16 protein-coding genes and 5 pseudogenes are annotated in these 19,409 nt (G+C 58.7%); 14 read left to right on the forward strand and 7 right to left on the reverse strand.

Translation table 11 applies throughout. The annotated features are described in order from the left end of the window. Positions 1-127: 127 nt before the first annotated feature. From CKW40_RS39895 to CKW40_RS43435, 8 genes and pseudogenes are all read left to right on the forward strand, one after another. Positions 128-1,122, forward strand: a pseudogene (locus CKW40_RS39895) (sigma 54-interacting transcriptional regulator); the annotation flags it as partial. 301 nt (positions 1,123-1,423) lie between these two features. Further along, the gene (gene nifB, locus CKW40_RS39900; RefSeq protein WP_095205100.1) at positions 1,424-2,905 is read left to right on the forward strand and encodes a nitrogenase cofactor biosynthesis protein NifB; all 1,482 of its coding nucleotides are present in this window, start codon (positions 1,424-1,426) and stop codon (positions 2,903-2,905) included. A gap of 33 nt (positions 2,906-2,938) precedes the next feature. Continuing rightward, on the forward strand, positions 2,939-3,133 hold the full coding sequence (locus tag CKW40_RS39905) for a 4Fe-4S dicluster domain-containing protein (RefSeq protein ID WP_095205101.1): 195 nt from the start codon (positions 2,939-2,941) through the stop codon (positions 3,131-3,133). Positions 3,134-3,231: 98 nt separating this feature from the next. Then, complete coding sequence (locus tag CKW40_RS39910) at positions 3,232-3,552, forward strand: nitrogen fixation protein NifZ (protein ID WP_095205112.1); 321 nt, start codon at positions 3,232-3,234, stop codon at positions 3,550-3,552. Continuing rightward, complete coding sequence (gene nifT / locus CKW40_RS39915) at positions 3,549-3,761, forward strand: putative nitrogen fixation protein NifT (RefSeq protein ID WP_095205102.1); 213 nt, start codon at positions 3,549-3,551, stop codon at positions 3,759-3,761. Before CKW40_RS39910 ends, nifT begins: the two co-directional genes overlap by 4 nt. A 23-nt stretch (positions 3,762-3,784) precedes the next feature. Further along, positions 3,785-4,699 (forward strand): SIR2 family NAD-dependent protein deacylase, encoded by a 915-nt coding sequence (locus tag CKW40_RS39920; RefSeq protein ID WP_095205103.1) that lies wholly within the window; start codon positions 3,785-3,787, stop codon positions 4,697-4,699. Positions 4,700-5,340: 641 nt separating this feature from the next. Further along, positions 5,341-5,943, forward strand: a complete 603-nt coding sequence (locus CKW40_RS45835; RefSeq protein ID WP_369333065.1) for a hypothetical protein — start codon at positions 5,341-5,343, stop codon at positions 5,941-5,943. A 2-nt stretch (positions 5,944-5,945) separates the two neighbouring features. Continuing rightward, positions 5,946-6,164, forward strand: coding sequence for a hypothetical protein (locus CKW40_RS43435; RefSeq protein ID WP_143748489.1), 219 nt, complete (start codon positions 5,946-5,948; stop codon positions 6,162-6,164). 204 nt (positions 6,165-6,368) lie between these two features. On the opposite strand, the gene CKW40_RS39925 is transcribed toward CKW40_RS43435, so the two are convergent. Next, a complete protein-coding gene (locus tag CKW40_RS39925; RefSeq protein WP_095205104.1) occupies positions 6,369-7,535 on the reverse strand; it encodes a porin in 1,167 nt (388 codons plus the stop codon). A gap of 843 nt (positions 7,536-8,378) precedes the next feature. On the opposite strand from CKW40_RS39925, the gene CKW40_RS39930 reads away from it, so the two are divergent. Further along, complete coding sequence (locus CKW40_RS39930; RefSeq protein ID WP_095205105.1) at positions 8,379-8,846, forward strand: Ros/MucR family transcriptional regulator; 468 nt, start codon at positions 8,379-8,381, stop codon at positions 8,844-8,846. A 242-nt stretch (positions 8,847-9,088) separates the two neighbouring features. Here CKW40_RS39930 and CKW40_RS39935 read toward each other — a convergent pair. The 6 genes and pseudogenes from CKW40_RS39935 to queC form a co-directional block, all read right to left on the reverse strand. Next, a pseudogene (locus CKW40_RS39935) lies at positions 9,089-9,371 on the reverse strand (IS5/IS1182 family transposase); the annotation flags it as partial. 581 nt (positions 9,372-9,952) lie between these two features. Beyond that, positions 9,953-10,729 (reverse strand): annotated as a pseudogene (locus tag CKW40_RS39945) (transposase). Between the two features lie 175 nt (positions 10,730-10,904). Continuing rightward, entirely contained in the window at positions 10,905-12,086 is a 1,182-nt protein-coding gene (ubiM, locus tag CKW40_RS39950) for a 5-demethoxyubiquinol-8 5-hydroxylase UbiM (protein ID WP_095205106.1), read from the reverse strand. Positions 12,087-12,717: 631 nt separating this feature from the next. Next, positions 12,718-13,452: a 7-carboxy-7-deazaguanine synthase QueE gene (gene queE, locus CKW40_RS39955; RefSeq protein ID WP_095205107.1), complete on the reverse strand. Its 735-nt coding sequence runs from the start codon at positions 13,450-13,452 to the stop codon at positions 12,718-12,720. Next, positions 13,449-13,805, reverse strand: a complete 357-nt coding sequence (gene queD / locus CKW40_RS39960) for a 6-carboxytetrahydropterin synthase QueD (protein WP_095205108.1) — start codon at positions 13,803-13,805, stop codon at positions 13,449-13,451. The genes queE and queD overlap by 4 nt, the downstream gene beginning before the upstream one ends. Then, on the reverse strand, positions 13,805-14,503 hold the full coding sequence (gene queC / locus CKW40_RS39965) for a 7-cyano-7-deazaguanine synthase QueC (protein ID WP_095205109.1): 699 nt from the start codon (positions 14,501-14,503) through the stop codon (positions 13,805-13,807). The genes queD and queC overlap by 1 nt, the downstream gene beginning before the upstream one ends. A gap of 459 nt (positions 14,504-14,962) precedes the next feature. Here queC and CKW40_RS39970 point away from each other — a divergent pair, with 459 nt between their 5' ends. The 5 genes and pseudogenes from CKW40_RS39970 to CKW40_RS39990 all read left to right on the forward strand — a co-directional run bounded on the left by CKW40_RS39970 (position 14,963) and on the right by CKW40_RS39990 (position 19,132). After that, positions 14,963-15,352 (forward strand): hypothetical protein, encoded by a 390-nt coding sequence (locus CKW40_RS39970; protein WP_095205110.1) that lies wholly within the window; start codon positions 14,963-14,965, stop codon positions 15,350-15,352. Between the two features lie 202 nt (positions 15,353-15,554). Continuing rightward, positions 15,555-16,031 (forward strand): annotated as a pseudogene (locus CKW40_RS45060) (hypothetical protein); the annotation flags it as partial. Positions 16,032-17,223: 1,192 nt separating this feature from the next. Next, positions 17,224-17,375: pseudogene (locus tag CKW40_RS39985) on the forward strand (IS256 family transposase); the annotation flags it as partial. Between the two features lie 797 nt (positions 17,376-18,172). Beyond that, complete coding sequence (locus CKW40_RS43440) at positions 18,173-18,421, forward strand: hypothetical protein (RefSeq protein WP_143748490.1); 249 nt, start codon at positions 18,173-18,175, stop codon at positions 18,419-18,421. Positions 18,422-18,448: 27 nt separating this feature from the next. After that, positions 18,449-19,132, forward strand: coding sequence for an OmpW/AlkL family protein (locus CKW40_RS39990; protein WP_439331035.1), 684 nt, complete (start codon positions 18,449-18,451; stop codon positions 19,130-19,132). Positions 19,133-19,409: the final 277 nt, after the last annotated feature.

The following is a 19,409-nucleotide window of genomic DNA, read 5'->3' on the forward strand; positions in this document are numbered from 1 at the left end:
CGGCTGCCGAATAATCCGTCCGCATCTTGATCGCTGAGCCCATGGCGCGAATCCTCCTCGCGCAATCGAATCACGGATCCGCTCATTCCGAAATCCCAAGAGAGTCAGCCGTCAGATCCTTTGGTATAATTCCACTGTGCTTCTGCGAGGCGAGAGCGGCACTGGCAAGGAATTCTAGCGCAGGCCATCCACAAGCGGTCCCGCCGGAGGAACAAGTCTTTCGTCAAATTGAACTGCGCCGCACTTCCCGAAAACGTGCTGGAATCAGAGCTGTTTGGGCACGACAAGGGCGCCTTCTCCGGTGCTATTTCCCAGCGCGCCAGCCCTTTCGAATTGGCAAATGGCGGGACACTGCTGCTGGATGAGATCGGTGAGATTTCCCCTGCCTTTCAAGCCAAGCTGTTGCGCGTATTGCAGGAAGGCGAACTGGAGCGTGTCGGTGGGACCACAACACTGAAGGTCGATGTCCGCCTCATATGCGCCACCGACAAGGACCTCGAGACGGCTGTCGTGAACGGACAGTTCAGGGCCGACCTTTATTACAGGATCAATGTGGTGCCAATAATCCTGCCCCCGCTTAGAGAGCGATCCGGAGACATTCCACGCCTTGCGAACGCCTTCCTTGACCGATTCAACAAGGAGAGCCGTCGTGATCTCGCCTTCGCGCCGTCAGCACTCGACCTGATCTCGCAATGCTATTTCCCCGGTAACATGCGCGAGCTGGCATATTGCGTGCAAAGGACGGCTACACTTGCGCGTTCCAAAACGATCACTCCATCAGACTTCGCTTGCACGAATGGCCGGTGCCTTTCTTCGCTCCTTTGGAAACGAGCCGAGCGTTGGCACGGCAGCAATGCCATCGATGACTGCGCACGATCGCTGCTGCCAGCCGGGCGCTTTGGCGCACCGGACGTTTGGGTTTCGCCCCGCAACATCGGCGATGCCAACGATCCCGCTTCGCGCGCAAAGGGCTCGCGTCTGACGGAACGGCATCGGCTGATCGATGATGCGATGGAAAAGGCCGGCTGGGTTCAGGCCAAAGCGGCTCGTATTCTCGGCCTCACACCGCGGCAAATCGGCTACGCGCTACGCCGGCGCGGTATCGAGCTGAGGAAGTTCTAGACCAGGGCAGTTGAGCTTTTTGGTAGGCCGGCTTCACCTGGTTGATTTTTGCAAATCCGAACGAATACAACATCATGCTCTATCCGGAATTGTCCAGAAGGCCTGACCCATCAAGCGTCAGGCTCCGGTACTTCCAAGCGACCAGATCGCTTGTTCGTTGTCGGAAACCCGACAAAATTGCGCCGGCGCCAACCGACAGAGTTCGACACGGAACGTCAATTGGTGGACTAAACCTGCACTTTGATCTGGCATAGCTCTTGCGCCTTGAACAGCGATGTCCACCCAGCAACGGAGTCGTTCGATGTCCGCACCGATCGTTTCGCTTGAGCCCCTAACCAGCACGACGACTTTCGATAAATTGCGGCCGCTCGCGAAATCAGGTGGCTGCGCATCTTCATCATGCGGCGTGTCGGGGAAGCCGGACAACGTGGACCCCGCTGTCTGGGGCAAGATCAAGGATCACCCGTGCTTTTCAGAAGAAGCGCACCACTACTTCGCGCGCATGCACGTCGCGGTGGCGCCAGCTTGCAACATCCAATGCAACTACTGCAATCGGAAATATGATTGCGCCAATGAAAGCCGGCCTGGCGTCGTCTCGGAAAAGCTGACGCCCGACCAGGCGCTCCGCAAGGTGATCGCGGTCGCCAACGAGGTGCCGCAACTTTCCGTCCTTGGCATCGCGGGACCGGGAGATGCCTGTTATGACTGGAAAAAGACAAAGACCACGTTCGAATACGTCCGAAAAGAAATCCCCGACCTCAAGCTGTGCATCTCCACAAACGGGCTCGCGCTGCCAGATCATGTCCCCGAGCTTGCCGACATGGATGTGGAGCACGTGACGATCACCATCAACATGGTCGACCCGCAAGTTGGCGCAAAAATCTATCCTTGGATCTTCTTCGACCAGCGCCGCTACACCGGCATAGAAGCTGCCCGGATCCTCCATGAGCGGCAAATGTTGGGCCTGGAGATGCTGAGCGCGCGCGGCATCCTTACCAAGATCAATTCGGTGATGATCCCCCGCGTGAACGACGATCATCTGATCGAGGTGAATAAATGGGTCAAGGAGCGCGGCGCGTTTCTGCACAATGTCATGCCCCTGATTTCCGATCCTGCGCACGGTACGCACTACGGCCTGAGCGGGCAGCGCGGCCCAAATGCGATGGAGATGAAGGCGCTCCAGGATCGACTCGAGGGCGGCGCCCAGCTGATGCGCCACTGCCGGCAGTGCCGGGCCGATGCGGTCGGCCTGTTGGGCGAGGATCGTGGCCAGGAGTTCACCCTCGACCGGATTTCTGGCGACGTCACTTACGACGCGAACAAGCGCGAGGCCTACCGGGAAGTGGTCGCGCATGAGCGCCGCGATCACGTGGCGGCTAAGAGCCAAGCGATAGGACAGGTCAAAGCAGCGGACTCGCGCAAGCCCCTTCTCTTCGCAGTGGCGACGAGGGGCGGCAGCCGCATCAACGAACACTTCGGCCATGCGGAGGAATTCCACGTTTATGAGGCCTCGTCGCGTGGGATCGGCTTCGTCGGCCATCGCAAGGTCGAGCTGTATTGCCTCGGGGGCTGGGCCGAAAAGGCCACCCTAGGCGGCGTCATCGCTGCGCTGGAAGGCATAGATATCGTGCTGTGCGCCAAGATCGGAAACTGCCCCAAGGATCAGCTCGCCGAAGCTGGTATCCGGGCAATCGACGCTTACAGCCATGACTACATCGAGACTGCAATCAGTGCGCTTTACACCGCCGAGTTTGGAGTCCAACCGCTCGCGGCTACGGCCTGAGCCGTCTAATTCCCAACAAAACCAGGAGTTACAATGAGTTTCAAGATCATCGCATCCCAATGCACCCAGTGCGGCGCCTGCGAATTCGAATGTCCCTCAACAGCGGTCAAGTTTAAGGGGGAGAGCTACGTGATCGATGCGGATAAGTGCACCGAATGCGAGGGGGCCTTCGATGCTCAGCAATGCGCCTCCGTGTGCCCTGTGCCGAACACATGCGTTCCCGCCTGACCCTCAGTCCGTCCACAGACATAGTGGGATAGCCGCCTCCGCAGGAAGCTTGTCCTCCTTTACACCAAACTGCGCCTTTGAAAGGGAAGAAGAACAGAATGTGGCCAGTACGCGAACAGGTGGTCGAGATCCGCAAACCTCCACGATTTATGCCGGGTGAGCGGGTCCGTGCCGTCCGCCATGTCAAGAACGACGGCACCTATCCTGGTAGAAGTATCGGCGAAAACCTCGTGCGGAAGGGCGACGAGGGTTACGTACGTGACATCGGCACCTTTCTGCAGCAATTCTACATCTACGCAGTCGAATGGAGCGATCGCGGGATGATCGTTGGCATGCGAGCGCGCGAGCTGACGAGCCTCGACAATGCCGGGGCTACTTGCAACGCCGAAAGCGCGGCCCATTTAGGAGCAGCCAGATGAAAGTGATGATCCGCAGGACCAGTGCTGGGTTGTCGGCCTATGTCCCCAAAAAAGATCTCGAAGAGCCGATCGTCAAGTGCGAGAACGAAGGCCTGTGGGGCGGGACCGTGACGCTCAGGAACGGATGGCGGCTCGTTCTGCCCGATCTACCGCAGGATACGCATTTGCCGATTACCGTCGAGGCGCGGAAGATTTCCGGCCAGGACTGAACAGTGCCGAGAGGGGAACGAACATGAATACGATCCTGACCCCGAGTCACCTGGTCGTCATTCGGGACAGTTTTGCCAACAAGCGGGTTAGCCTGCTGAAGGAAGGGCTCGCCGCCGATGTGGTCATCCCTTATCTCGGTCCGGGCCTTCTCAGGCTTAGTTCCGCGGAACCGCCTGTACCGCATACGCCAGAGGGCGTTGCCGCGGCACTCAACGCGCGGGCACCAGCCCCTTCCAAGATCCGCACCAATATGTGGTCGGTCGCGCAGTTTATCGAACAGCGCTGGCATCGCCGGACGCTGCAAGCCTGGATGACGGAGATATTCGCAGCGCCAGTGGCACCCACCGTCTTCCACAGCTGGCTCGCGACGCTGCCGCTCTCCCTCATCGTCGACAGCTGGTACGACGGCGCCATGCGTGCGGCGCTCGCCGAGACCGCTCGAACGGACGTCATCGAGATACAAGGCGTCACACGGGTAAAAGAGATTGGCGACATATGGACGAAAACCTACGACTTGTCCGGGAGGGAAGTCGAACCGGGACCAGCGCCAAAGACGGTTCTCTATAAGCCTCATGGGAGCATCAGGCCGGCTGCAAATTTCATCGTCGCAGATTCGGACTATGTCGAAGTCCTGACCGAAATCGACATCCAGACGCCGATTCCTGACACTGTGAAGGAACGACGCACCCACCGCGGCCTTTTCTTTCTCGGCTGCCGCTTCGATGATCAGATGCTGCGCACCTACGCCCGACAGATCATGAAGCGCTCCCAGGGCCCGCATTTTGCGGTCATCGACGCAGCAACGCTGACCAGAAACGAACGCCGCTTCCTTGCCGCAAGTGCAATCACGGTCATTGACATGCCGACAAGCGCAGCCGTCGATCGGCTTGTCGGGTCAAGTGAGAAATTCCACGGTGCGAAAGCGGCAAGACTTTAGGCCGCCGCCGTTCACTGAAAAATCGCTCCGAGGGGCTACCTGAACAAGAAAAGCGGTAACATCACCTCACGCAGTTCGGCTGGCTTGTAGTAGCGTGATGTTGCAGCATGCGCATCGGACTCCCGCAACCCGCCCAACGTCATGGGCATGCGTCAGCGTCCAGAGAACTCCTCGCGGCCACTTTCCGGTTGTTGCGGCGCGGCTAAAATGAGGAACATACGTAGGGACGTTTGACTCTTTTGTACTTATTTTGCTCGCCTCTGCCGTGAGCGGCGGATCAGATTGCTCAAACCGAAATACGCCACGCGGGCCGAGCGCCGCATCGTGTCTGCGAGTATTGAAGGGGGCCAGGCGCCGCACTGATGCAGGGTCTGCCGATCTCAAATAGACGGCAGTGTGTATCTGCAATGTCCTCCCTCCGATTGCCTGCCCGGCGATAATTTGGTGGCTTTCAATCCCGGCAACCATCCGAGTTGTTCTGCAATTACCGGCATGGGTGACTGCGGAGAGTTTTGGACAGGCTGGCAAGGGCCAGGTGTCCCGCCTGACAACGCTTGTCCCCCAGGTTGTTCAAAAGGAACGGTTCTCGCCAATGACTCTCGGCTGGTTGGTTTTCCACCACGCCCGCAATATCGTGAAAAATGGCGGTGCACTGGCACTCCTATACCGCCTCCACCTCGCGACCTTCCACGTGCCCGCCGGGTACATTCATAATGCAAATTCAAGATCTGAAATCCAGGTCCGGCGGGATCACCGCGACAACGCCGATTTCAGAGCTCCGTTTTTGGTGTACGGATCTGAAGGGGAACAATCGTTTTGTGGGGAGGACGTCTCCCAACATGCCGACAAACGGCTCGTGGGCAGGGTTTTCAGGAACCTATCAGGGGGACCCTGGTGCGTGTCCGGCAGGCTATTTCGTAAAGTCAATTCAAGGATTTAAAGCCGGATCTGGCGGTATCAGTGCACACACGCCGATCTCCGAACTTCGCTTCCAGTGTGAGACACCAGACGGGCAGAAAGCGGCAATTGGCAAATCCAATGGCGGGGTTCCCGACGAGGGCTCTTGGGCCGGCTTTTCCGGCACAATATTGGGAAGCGTTGCCGAATGTCCCCAAGGGGCGTTTGTAACTGCCATACAAGGCTTCAAATCGGGCTCTGGTGGCGTGACAGAACACACTCCAATTTCTGAGCTGCGATTTCCATTCCAATGTCAGCCCGGGAAACACGAGAGCAATGGCGAATGAAAATGAAATTAGACGCCGGGGTTGCTGCCGAACCACAACAGCAAAAACCTGGAGGTGCCGTCATGGCCGTGCGGAGCCCGTCGATTTTTAGCGGCGTTGCAGTCTCCACGCTGATCCAGTCATCTCGGCCGGAAGACGCCGGTGTTCAAGGTGGCACCGACGATTCCGAACATTTGGCGAAGTCGGCACCTCGCCCATTTGCGATGTTATTTCGCCCGTAGTGCCGATCACTTCCAAGCCAAGCTGCTCAAGCCTCTTGCGGACCGTCGTGTCGCCGCCACCGAAACCCGACGCCTTCAAGACTGCTCGGACTCTCCATTGAACTGGAGCACAGATGAGTCTCAGGTCACCATTCTTGTGGTGCAAAATCTCGAAGTGTGTTACGGGATTGGCCCGCCATCCCCGAAACGTGCCTCTTCATTCCGTTAGAATGAGCGTTCGAAACGGAGGATGCCGCCGACGCTGTTCTTTTTATCTGCGGTAGTCCAGTTCACGTTGGATGGATTGACCATGTGGACGCCGAAGTCGCCATAGTGGTCAAAGTCGACTTCGGCTATGACCACCAAACCTGGAGCGACCGTATAGTAGACGTTTGCCGCCGCACCGTAGTTATTGAGCTGATCGCCGGAGACCTGAATATTCAGCGCAGCTTTCTCGTTGAGGTTGAGAGTTGCGCCTGTCCAAAACGCCCAGCTGCCGCCCCACTGTTTGTAGAAGCCACGACCATGAGCATTGACTGCATTCGTGGAGTCATCGTTCAGTCCGCCGCTGAAGCCGTAGCCGACCATTCCGAAGAGCACCAGTTCGTGCGTCACATTGAAGTCGACGCGGACCTTGCCGGCTACCGAGTGATAGTTACTGTCATAGGCGAAAACACCTCTAACCTCGCCCCAGCTTTGAGTGTACTTCGCGCCGACCACGACGTGCGGAATATAGCTGTCGACTGTCCCGGCTAGACCGGAGCTCTTTTCGAGCGACACTACGGCTGAAAAGGCAGTATCGCCGTCAAAGTAGTACTGAACCACGTTGGTATCGGCCATGCCGTATGGAACAAGAATATGATTGAAGGCCTTGCCAGCATAGCCCGTATATGTGCCGAACGCAGACCGCTCCTTGCCAATTCGAAGGCCACCGAGCTGGAACCAGGCGGAAGTCAACGCAATATCTCTGTTGACGGCGTAATTCCGAGAACTGCCCTGACCTGAATATGCGTTGCGGTTCCCAAAGTTCATCCAAGTTTCGGTGTAGGTCTTCAACGTGCCGAGCGCCGTCTCCTGGGCGGACCAAGTCTTGAACGTGAAGCGCGTGTTATTCCTCCATGTGGCCTGATCCTCGCCCGTCCTCGCATGGGAGATTCTTGCGCCGTCGGACGATCCAGTATCGCCCAGACCGATATCTTGACGGACAAAGCCCCCGATGCGCAGGCAGACCTCGGTGCCGGGTATATAGAAATAGCCCGAACCATAGACATCGCAGATCTTGACGTTTGCGACCAGTTCCGGCTCGGCGAGTACGACCGAGTCCGCGGCGCGCGTATCCGAAACTGTCCCCAGAGCCGCAGCTGAACCAAGGAGAAGACTCTTGATCTTCATTATTTACCTCAATCTTAAAGGATAAAGGGGAACTCAGAGAATCTCCCTCTCACCTCTTGTCGAAAAAGACGCGCACCGCGCGACTCCTTCTAAATTTTGCGATATATCCGCACATTCTCTTCTGGACAGACGTCGCAACAGCTTCCGAATTTGACTGAGCAAGTTGCGTGCCATCCTGAAGACGTGGGGCGCGCTGACATTAACAGCCAAGAAAAACACGACCGGCATACGTAAACCGTGTTCAATCCGTTGGCTTTTATCCTCTGTTCGAGATCCGACAGTTTCGTTCAATAGCTCCAGTTTCTGTCGGCTTTGCTGCACATTTTGTGATCCGACGCAGGGAAGAGATAGGCTGTGTTCCAAAGTCTTTGACCACCCGCTTGGCTGAGCCTGCGCGATATGAGGGAGATGATCGGGGGAGTGTGGCATCGACCTCGATCATTCGACGATCAGGCCGCCATGAAGCCTGCTTCAAATATCTGGAGCAGAGGCGGTCCCTAAGCCGCCGCACTCAAACGGTTTCTGGCCAGCGACAAAGGCGCGAATAAAGCATCGCTGGAAGCTCATGTGGCCCGCTGCCGAAGGTGCGGACCAGAAGCCCTCCAGATCGGCTTCCGACCGTCAGATAGAGTTGGGTTTTCGAGTCAGGATCGGACCTGGGGACTTTGAGCACGGGTCGCGCCAACCCGCCGGATAAGCATGCGCATCACGGCGGGATTCGCCACTATTGGCCCCCGAGGGGACGAGCGTCCTAGTCTTGCCGGAGCTTTATTGCTTTCCGAGCCAACCGCCACTATGTAGCGATGCTTCGCGACTGTCTTTCAAGCCAACCTGGAGATTTGCATGACGGAAGAAGCCGACAACAACATGGACGTCCTGATCGAGCTCGCCGCCGATGTTGTCTCAGCCTATGTTTCCAACAACGCGGTCCCGGTCGGTGATCTGCCTGCCCTGATCGACCAAGTGCACGCGGCACTCAAGGGCACTGCCGGCGGTACCGTTTCTGCACAAGAACCGGAGGATCTCAAACCTGCGGTGTCGATCAGGAAATCGGTGACGCCGGACTACATCATCTGCCTGGAGAACGGGAAAAAATTCAAATCGCTAAAGCGCCATCTTTCGACTCAATATGGGATGACACCGGACGAATACCGCGCCAAATGGGAACTGTCGGCGGATTATCCCATGGTCGCGCCGAATTACGCATCTGCGCGTTCGGCGTTGGCCAAGACGATGGGGCTCGGCCGCAAACCGAAAGAGCCGGAAACGCCAGCGCCGGCGAAGCAGACCCGCAAGAAGGTCGCAGCTTGATTTAAGCAATCGAAGTTCGTTCTGGGGCACGCGGCCTGCCATCGGCATAATCTGCATCCGCCCGGAATAAAAAGGCAAGCTAATCCAATCCCTCGAGTCGGCGAAAGCTGTGCGGGCGGGTCTGGACGGCGCGCCGATTGTCCTCTTTCGTCAGCATGGCCTTGATGCAACGCATAGACGACTGGCGTTGCCCAGTGTTCGCGCCCAGCAGACACCGCTGGGCGCGGCTGGCTTGAATCGGACTGCCTGAACCAGTTGAGCAGGAGCGAGAAGTTGTAGCCGGCGGCGGCCAGGATGGCGCTGACGGCATCCCTGCTCGCCGGCAAGGCAGTTGCGTTCCATCGCGTGTTCGGCCTTGGTGTGGCGGATCACGGGCTCCATGGCGGAGCGGCGCCGCATCTGGCGCGTGATGGCTGGCGTGACGCGGCGCTTCTGGCCGGCGGTGAAGCCCCTGAGTTCGTGGCTGTGCGGTGCATTGTGGCCGCGATATCCGGCATCGGCGAGGATGCGGCCGATTTCGTTTCCAAAATGGGAAACCGATATCTACGCAAGCTGCTCGTTGTCGGCGCTCACGCGGTCCTCTTCCATCGTAAACGTTGCAGCGATGCGTTGAGAAGCTGGGCCGATCGCCTGATGGAGACCAAGCCGTTCAAGCTTGTCGCCGTGGCGACCGCCAATGAGCTCGCCCGCATCGCCTTCGCGCTCATGCGGGATGACGCACGCTATGCCGGTATCTGAGGCTGCGGTCCAGAATCGAGGGCGACAATGACGTGATGGGAACAGACGAAAACCTGCAACGTAGTCGGCCAAGGATCAGCGGACACCATCAGGGCCAGCGATTAAGTACCGGAACAACAGGCCGGAGACATGATTGCACCCGCGACCATCCCATCGCCGAAAACAAGCCCTTGATCAGCGGGCGGGGTCCATATACGTCCAGACATGACTATGATGTATCGCTCGACGGACCGCCTCTGTCGTTGTGGCGCTCCCATGCAGAACCTGGCCCATAGCGCATCCTTTGATTCCGACGACAAGGATGCACATCAAAGCCTGAAGTCAAACAAGACGTCCGATTTAATCCGGTCCTATCCAGCGGCCTAGAATTAGTTGGCGCATTCTGCGGGCGAAAAAAGGCCGACAACGGTGCCCCGACCTTATTCCACAACGCGGCGATGGTCCGCTCGCCCATGCGCTCAACAGCCTTTGTGGGCGGGCAAGTTGTCCATGATTACGGCGGTCGCCGGCCGACAATGCCGGGACCAGCACATGCTCGACATAGGCAAGGAACGTTGCCATTCATGGCGCTGTCGTAGAAGGATCGGCGCGGTCATGCCGGTCAGCCGCAGTGCGCCCGTAAAGGTCGTGGCACGCCAGCCCGGCAGCGTCGCCGCACAGTGCTCTTCCGCGCAGACGTGCCATCTTGGTCGACAGGGCGGTTTCGTCGACGAAGCTTCGCTGGGTCGAGATCAAGCTAGCCGTCGAACTAGGCACGCCGGCGTCTCCAGGATATCGTGACGATCCTGCTCCGGTGCATGTGCGGACTTTTTGAACGTCCAGCCGTGCCCGCCCAGCCAATCGCTTAAGGCGCTGCGGCCGATGCTCAGCGACCCTCGATCCCTAGCCGCCCCACGATTTCGTTCAGCGCGATGTGCTTATGCTGCAACCCGCCCGAGGATTAAGTCTGCGTGCCCGTCGAGCCGCGACCTGCGTCGCCGTCCCTGAGACCGGGGCGTCGTGTCGCCCAGTCTGGCCCCGGCGATCCAGCGGATCGCGCTCGATATCCCCACCCCAAATCGTGCCGCCGCCTGACGCGCCGAAGTCCCTTCATCCGCAGCCTTCAAAACAGGCAACCTAAGATCCTCTCTGAGCGCTCGCGCCATCGTTCACTTTCCTGAAGCAGACGTTGAATCAGGAGCGGCGCCGGCCGTCAGATCACAATCGATTCATCGATTCCCTCACGTGCTCGAGTGCTAACGCAAAGGCTGATCTGGCCGCGACCGCTGCCGCTCCTAGTGACGCAGGCCTCCGGCCCCGCCTTCCGCGCTGAGGCCCGTGTCACCGCCTCAGCATGGCCGAAATGCCATGGCGGACAAGGGGAAGGTGTTGCGCTAAGCGAAGTCCTGCATGTCTTGCAAACCGTGCTGCCGGGTGCTCCGCTGAGTAGAGTCCGACGAGTATATTCGTGGCGTGGTAAAGTGGTGCCGCCGAGATGCGTAGCCAGCTCTGGTATCTGCTGAGCATGTCGGGGTCGGCAATGTCGCGATGGTCGCGACGGGCAGTTAGGATACTTTGCGCGAGGTGCTTCTGTCCGCCGAGACCGATGTTGAAGCCATGCGCGGTTACGGGGTGCATGCCAATGGCCGCGTCACCGATCAATGCGGCGCTCGGCGCCCAGAACTTGTGCGCCCAAGTCGTGACCAAGGGGTAGATATGGCGGTTGCTGGCGAGTGTCAGTTTTCCAAGGTGCCCTCGACACCGGCGCATCAATTCCATTAGGAACAAATCGTCGTCCAAAGCATGCAGTTCATCGGCCTCGTTAGAGCGCAAAGTGAGAAGCAGCGATGACACACCTTCCATGAGCGGCAACATCGCCATGGTCTGTCCATGATCGAACCATTCGACAGCGATCTGGTGATGGACGCGCTCGTGCCTTACCCGGCAAATCAGCATCGAGTCGCCAAGCCGATTGATGTCGGCGCTAACGCCGAGCAGTTTGCGCGTGGCTGACAACCGCGAGTCTGCCGCGACGAGAAGCCGAGTGGTCAACAGCCTGCCATCGGAGAGCGTTATGGCCGCTCCCTGGCGACTGCTTGCGGCATCAACGACTGAGTGGCCGCACAGCAGCTGGGCCCGATCCTGCAAGCGGGTGATCTTGAACAGGGCTTCGCGGATCCGAAAATTCGGGACCAGAACCCCGAGCGGTTCCTTAGCTGCCCTAGGAGGATCGAAACGCAGAGCAAAAGGGCTCGATCCGTTGAGCACGCGCGCGCCTTGAAGCGGTGATTTGGCTGAAGCGGGGATTACATCCCAGGCCCCGAGTCCGCGAAGAATTCGAATCGAGGCGTTGGTCAGGGCGATCTCGCGACCGTCGAACGCCGGATTGGCCAGCTTTTCCAGGCACTGCCCTTCGACAATTGCCACCTTGAGTTTGCTCTGGGCAAGCGATGCGGCGAACGAAAGGCCGACCGGCCCGGCTCCAACGACTATGATGTCGAAACTGTGGTCCAGCCCAGCCATCAGAGCGCCGATTGAGCTGCAAAGCGTGGATCAATAGCGCTGAATTTCAGTGCCCACCGAAGTGCCTCAGGCCGCCGGGCAAAAAAATGCACATGTGGCCGCAGTGTAAGATGCACCCCGCAACGCGGCTGAAAGAACCGCTCCTTCGACGGGGCCAGCCAGGCAGGTAGCCAGTAAGCAGGCGAGAGTCTGACGTAAGCGGTCCGCTGATAGCGACGACCCAGTTGTTCGCTAGGCATGTGTTTCTTCTCATCGGATCGAGGTGGGTTCCAAGCTTCGAGTCATCTCATCGCCGCGCCCCGGTCGAATCTGCACCAACGCCGCAAACTTCGCGCCAACCGGCCGGGCGCCAGAAGCGCGCATGATCCGCGACGTTCTTGCCGCGAATGTCTGCACGCACCGCTGGCGCGTACGCTTCACGGAGGAAGGGACGACCATCGGAGAAAGGCAGGCGTCTGGGCGGTACGCGCAGCTGGCCGCGGCTGGACATCCGGCGACCTGTGGCTTACATGCCGGGTGCCGCTATATTTGGCTAGACTTGCTGAGCGACCGATCAAACGCCACGATCAGCAAGTGAACATCCGCCGTTGCCATACAGTCTGGCCGCGGCGCCAGAGGCCCGTTACCCCATCTAGACGCCTCTCTTGTTGCCCCAGAGCACAACATGTAGCTGCGGCAGCACGCGGACTTCGAACCATCTGTCACGCATCACGCTAGCGATCAACCACTCCATGCGTTTGGTTATTCCGTCGCGGTCGATAGGCGCGTCCTCATTTGAAGGGTTAGGTGGTGTGTGATTGCCGGGTTGGAGATAGATTGGAAGTCGCTGAAATCTCGCGGCGGCGTTTTTCGCGTAGGCGTAGTCACTTTCATCGAAAATAACCAGCTTCAGAACCACCTGCGGCTTGTCCGACGCCGCTTCTAGGCACGCCTCGACGGCGGCCCAATCGGTTGTCATTTCGCTTGACGGCGGCTTGGGGCTGAGGACCAGCACGTCAAGGTCGGCAAACCATTCCTTGGCCACGCTAGCTTGGGTCTCGAGTGCAAAACGGTAGCCCGCATCATGGCCGAGCTTGATGAGCGCACCGAAAGGCTGGATAGCCGGGTTGCCCCCTGACAGCGACACCATCATCGGGCGGCCGCCGGAAAGTAAAAGCACGTTTTGCCACACCGCGCTGACGGACATCATCTTCCATTCATGTCGGAACTGATTGTCCACTGCATGCAGGCTGTCGCACCAGGAACAGCGATAATCACACCCGCCGGTTCTGACGAAAACCGTCGGCAAACCAATGAGCACCCCCTCGCCCTGGATCGTCGGTCCGAAAATCTCACTCACACGAATCGCAGGGTGCCTTTCGGTCATGGCCGGCATTCCGCCCATGTTTTCGGCGTTTCGCTCACCCGCACGGCCGAGGTTTCGGGCAGGCGTGCCTTGCACCATTCATAAAAATGTTTTGCCAGATATTCCGCCGTGACTTGCTCGTGGCCCAGCACATCATTGAGATGTCGGTGATCGAAATTCTCGTCGATATAGAGCTTGAACGCCGTAAGATCGTGATAGTCGCGCACGAAACCTTGCTTGTTCAGTTCCTTGGCCGAAAGCTCCACTTCGACCACGTAGTTGTGTCCGTGTAGCCGCGCACATTGGTGATCGGGAGGCAAACGGGTAAGCTGGTGAGAAGCCGAAAAGTGGAACTCCTTTGTGATGCGGAACATTACGTGTTGTTCCTCCGCAAGGCGTCGAGCCAGAACTTGGAGTCTTCATAGTCGGTAGGATCCGGGTGCCCAGACAGGTGAAAGGCCTCGCGCCGCTCGACGCACGTCCCGCACCGTCCACAGTGACGCTGGCCGCCCTTGTAGCAAGACCAGGTCTCCGTAAATGGTGTGCCGTATCTTGCTCCATCCTTAACGATGTCCGCCTTCGTCAGGTTCACATAAGGCGCGCAGAGTCGGATATTGGCGTAGCCGTCCAGGGCGCGGTCCTGCATCGTCTGGAAACTGTCGATGAAGGCCGGCCGGCAGTCGGGATAGATGAAATGATCTCCACCATGCACAGCCGTCGCAACCGCGTTGGATTTGTGCGCGGCGGCAACACCGAAGGCGATGGCCAGCATGATGGCATTTCGGTTCGGCACCACCGTTAGCTTCATCGTGGATTCGGCGTAGTGGCCGTCGGGCACGGCTACGTCATCGGTCAACGCGGAGCCGGAGAGGCTGCGGCCGATTTCACGGATGTCGATGATGCGGTGCGGGACGCGCAGTCGTTCCGCGCACAAAGTGGCGAAGCCCAATTCCTTCCGGTGCCGTTGGCCGTAATCGAAACATAGGAGGCCGGCGAGTTCGTTCGCCCCGGCCAACTTGTAGGCGAGGGAAACGGAGTCCAATCCGCCGGAGCAGATGACCAGAGTATTCATCGTGGGGATCCCTGTTTTGACCGGGTAGGCTGCGACCGGAGATTTCTCTGCGCTCCCAGTACCTCAGGAAATGTCGTTTGTGAATAGGGCGGCTTTGATGTGCTGATCTGCCGCTCTGTCCAGGGCGTCCTCAGGCGGTGCTTGGCATGCGAGAAGCCTTGGGATGTTGGATCCAAGAGTACCGATATGCCTGGAAGGAGCCGGATTTCCGCAAGCTCGATTTTTGACCGTTCAATCGGCACCAGCTGGCTCCCAGCTTTCAGGGACGAAAGAGCGGACGCTAACCCATGGGGGAATACTCAGCTTCAGCGGCGGCTTCCCCCAAGGCCGGGTTCGATCGCAAACCGCGTCGCGCAGTGACTGACCGCCAACAATCATATTATCGGTCGCGAGGCGGCATCTGTGAACAAGCCACGTGCTTCGATTGCAATTACACCTGTACTGCGCGCTATTGCCGATATGTTGGTGTATGAACTGGATTTGATGGTGTTTCGGATGGCGGTCGAAACCGTCCGCTCGCTCTCCTTGAGCGTCACCGAAAAAGCTGCGGCGATAGCCGCTAGCAGTCGTGGTATCCTGCTTTTCGAGGTGCGGGTCTACGGTGACGCTGAGGTGCAGCGGGTGGCAGCAATCCGTTATCAAGGCGAGCAGACCGGCGTGCTAGCTTTGGACAAGTCTGGCCTTGTTATTCGCCATTGCATTATCAACAGTGCTTTCTCACATTTCATTGCGCCACTGGAAGCATGGTGCGGCATGCCATTGTCGATGCAGGCCAAGGTCGACGTTGACGCCCATGCCAGTGTCTTCCTAAACGCCGTGCGACAGGCGGGACATATGCTGTGCAGCTAGCATTTGGCCGAGCAATGTAGTGCTTTCTTGCGTCGGATATTGCGGTCCGACCAACTCCTGTCTCCTATGCAGCGGAGACGGTCGGCTTCGATGAATCGATCGTGATGTTGGGTGCTTCCGGGATTCTGGATTGCGTGATGTTGGGGCAAGGTGCCGATGGCAATTCCCGGCACAGGCGGCCCGGTCCTTCAAGGCGCGGGCGTCCTCAGCAATCCGCTGGCGGAAGCAACCCGAGGTGACCGGCACGCGCCACCGCATGCGCGAGGAGCCGATCACGGCTCTGCTGCAGGAGGGCCTCGCGGTGGGGTCAAGAGCGGGGCGACGACAGCCGATGCGCGACGGGTGATCATGGACACGACCGTGCGGCCGAAGAACGCGATGTTCCCGACCGACGCCAAGCTCATTCATCGGGCGCGCGAGCGGCTGGTGCGACCGGCCAAACAGGCGCGAGCTCAAGACCTATTTCGGCCGGACCACCGCGACATCTCCCCCAAGATCGCCGGCGGCCCCTTACGAGTTCCGCGTCAAGCTCTCGCTCGCCACCACGCTCGCGCTCGAAGGGCGGCCAGTTCGCGCTGCAGGCGAAAGCGCTGCCAATCCGTATGAGGGCCACACGCTGGCCACCGTGATCCCGGACATGCAAAAGATCATCGGCAACGATAGCTACAGGCTCCGCGCGAAGCAAACAGCGGCCTCATCAGGCCGCCCGCCGGTGACAGGCCTCCGGTCGGCTCCGCTTCCCTCCGGCCCGTCTCCGGCGGAACTGACCTTCAGCCGACAACAGCAACCTGAAGGTGGGGGCAGTTCTTAACGACGCAAAGGAGGCAGTTCCCGATGGTGGCGCTCGACAGGGCCGAGGAAGCCAGCGGTGATGGCTAGCTGGCCTACATAGCCGTCTGCTCGCCGTTCTAACCCGCTTCGCGCGTCGCCACGATCGCCCCGCAAGCATTTCCGAACCCCTGCAGCAGCCTTTTGGAAAAATGATCTTCTTTCGCATGCCAATAGGATGCCATTGAAGCGCGATTTGACGCGTTTCGGCGTCTGCGACGCTGATAGCCTCTATCAAGCCACAGGGGCAACGGCCTCACAGACCAATCCCGTCCGAGAGTCGATATTTCTTGATTGTAAAGCGAGTTGACCTTGAATGACGAGCAGCCACCAATTCGGCCGGGCTGGACGAACACCCGGCGCACCGGATCGTACTGCCTGTCTCGGGGCAAGCTCAGGTCTTCTTTATGAGGCGACGACCTTGCCGGCGAGGTTTACAAATTGATGGCGCATGCCAACAGCGGGCTCGCCCCTTTCTACGAGATTTTGCGCAGAGGTCGCCCGCGGCGCGTCGCCCAAGTCGTTACCAACGAGAACACTAGGTTGACCGAAAGCAGACGGACGACGTTCGATGACCCCGAAAGGCAAGACACTCTCCTTCGTGACGAATCTCTCGTGACCAGAACCTCGACAACGAGCTTGACCGGCGAGGAGGTGCCGAAGTACACGGGAATCCCGGTAAGTCGCGGACAATCGTCTGGACTTACTGAAACGCGCACGGCATCACCCGCGACCTGGACTACGGCGACTTCTCGATGACCGGCGAGTTAGTCAACTTGTCGCTGTGCGATCAGGCTGAGTCTTGCGCAGCGGGAAAATACCAGCGGGTTAACTATTATGGCGGTCCATTGCTGAGGCTTACTTGAGGCGCCGCACACCTACCCCAGCATTTCCGGGGAGAGGCCTAGACAGGGATAAACGTTTGTGGTGCCGCGATCAATCCAGGTAATGTTCTGGGGGTTCTGCAAATTCGCCCAGAGAGGGCGGTCATGAAAGGCTGGTGATGCTCAACCTCACCGATTCCCTACAACCAACACGCCGCCATGGCCAAGACTGAAAGTAAGACAGCCCGTGCCGTCGTCAAAGACATTCTGCTTCAGAGCCCGGATGGCTTGAAGTGATCCGCACGATGATGCAGGAGGTCCGCGAGGCCGAGATGGACGAGGCGCTGGGCGCCGCGAAGGGCGAGCGGACAGTCACACATAGCGAGCGCGAACCGCCACATACACCCCCCCAATCGGCATGAGAGCCGACCCGTCTTCTGGACCGTCTGCTCGTCCAGCCGGGAACACATTTTTTGTGCGTCGGCAAAGACTTTGGCTCCTGATGGCACGGCTGCCGCCTGCCTGCTGGCTTAGCTACAATTCAGGCCCAGACACCCATCTACTGTCATAGGCACCCTGCCCAGCTGACGTCTTTCAGGGTTGTCGTGCCGGCGATGGCCAACTTCGGCTTCGGCAAGCGGTCCATGACTGCAAAACATGCGGCGAGGTTCCATAGCCATGAGGCCAGCCAACCGGCGGCGCCCCCTCGCTTTGTCTCGGGTTTCAAGCTCTTGCGCTGGCGGTGTAGACCATCCGCGCAGCCAGTCTGGCCCGATGTCGTGCGTCAGCGCGGGTATCTGCAGATCGACGCTGGACAAACCATGCGCTTCTCAGAAGATTGCGGTCGCAACCAATCTGCCGTCAGCATCACTGCTTGGGTTGTGGCGTGTCGTGCGACCTGCAAACCAGGTCCTAAAAGCTGCAGTCTTGTCGGATGTTCAACGATGTCGCAGATCGGACACAGCGGCTCCCCGGCGATCGCATTGTTCTGAATGATTCTCCTGGTTGGCACGAGATGTGCGGTCATATGGGAAACGCGTTGCCGCGCCTCTGACCCGGAGAACTCATTCATGATCACGCCAGTCGAATATGCGGTCACTGCGGCCAACACTGTGCGTTCCCGACCAACGGGAGGCCATTGGGGGTTCGTTCCTCTGAGTGTTCGGGCATGACCGAATTCGATTTGCGTCCCACGCTGAATGTCCCCACGACGATCCCTCTTTGGCTTGAGGAAGTAGAAGGCGAACGGGCCCTTGGCTGGACGGCAAGGCAGGCGGCAAGGACGTTGGAAAATTTCGGGGGCGCTCAATTCAAGCGTGATTGCGCCGCAGGGCAACAATTTCCTTCGCAGTGCGATCGGCTGGCAAGCCGAGCAATTCCAGCAGATTTTTCGGAAGTATATGTTTCTGAAGAGTAAGGAGAGAATCTAATGGAGAAAAAACTAATGGGCGTGGCTCGCGGAGTAACAACAGTGGCTATTGTCCTGATGCTGACCGGACAACAGGCCCTCGCAGCTGAGCCTGCCCAAGCTGCGTGCGTCCCGCAGGCTGGAGCCTCGGTCACGGAATGGCCAAGCCCTTGGCAGGTACGCCTTCGCGCGTTGGGGATCGGCACTGAGGATTCGGGCTACGTCAATACGGTGCCAGGCTCCGGTCTTTCCTATTCGAACCCGGTGACACCGGAACTCGACATCTCGTATTTCTTCACGGACAACATCGCCACCGAGCTTATCCTCGCCACCGCCCACGTGGATATCGCAGGCCAAGGAGCGATCAGCGGGCTAGGGCAAATTGGCGAGGTTTGGGTGCTACCGCCTACGCTCACACTGCAGTATCATTTTACCGATTTTGGCGCTTTCAAGCCCTATGTCGGCGCCGGAGTAAACTACACGATCTTCTATAATCAGAATGCCGGCAGCGCCGATGCTCTGAAGATTAAGAATACATTCGGTACCGCACTACAAGTCGGGTTCGACTACATGGTGGATCAGCACTGGGGCCTCAACTTCGACGTGAAGAAGCTTTTCCTGAAGCCCAGCTTCGACGTCACGGTAAACAGTGCCAAGCTGACGGGCAAAGCCAAGCTCGATCCCTGGTTGATAGGGGCAGGTGTCACTTACCGCTTTTGAAAACCAAACACGAACGTGGCTCATTGATACTGGGTCCTAACTGAAGGGCGCCTCGTGCGCCCTTCATACGTCGACCTGCGCAGGCGAATTGACCCGATACATTCGAGACGTTGACCTTGTTGCCCATTTTTCGCGTGTCTCGGCCTGGGCCTAGACCACATGTTCGCCTGAGGTAGGGCGACCCGTCTCACAGTATGCAGGTTATCGAGGGTTGCGCTGGATATCCCGGCGCCGAGCCTCATGCATAGGAGACGGGCCATGGACGAGCATATCACCT

Source organism: Mesorhizobium carmichaelinearum (assembly GCF_900199455.1).
Classification (GTDB): domain Bacteria; phylum Pseudomonadota; class Alphaproteobacteria; order Rhizobiales; family Rhizobiaceae; genus Mesorhizobium; species Mesorhizobium carmichaelinearum.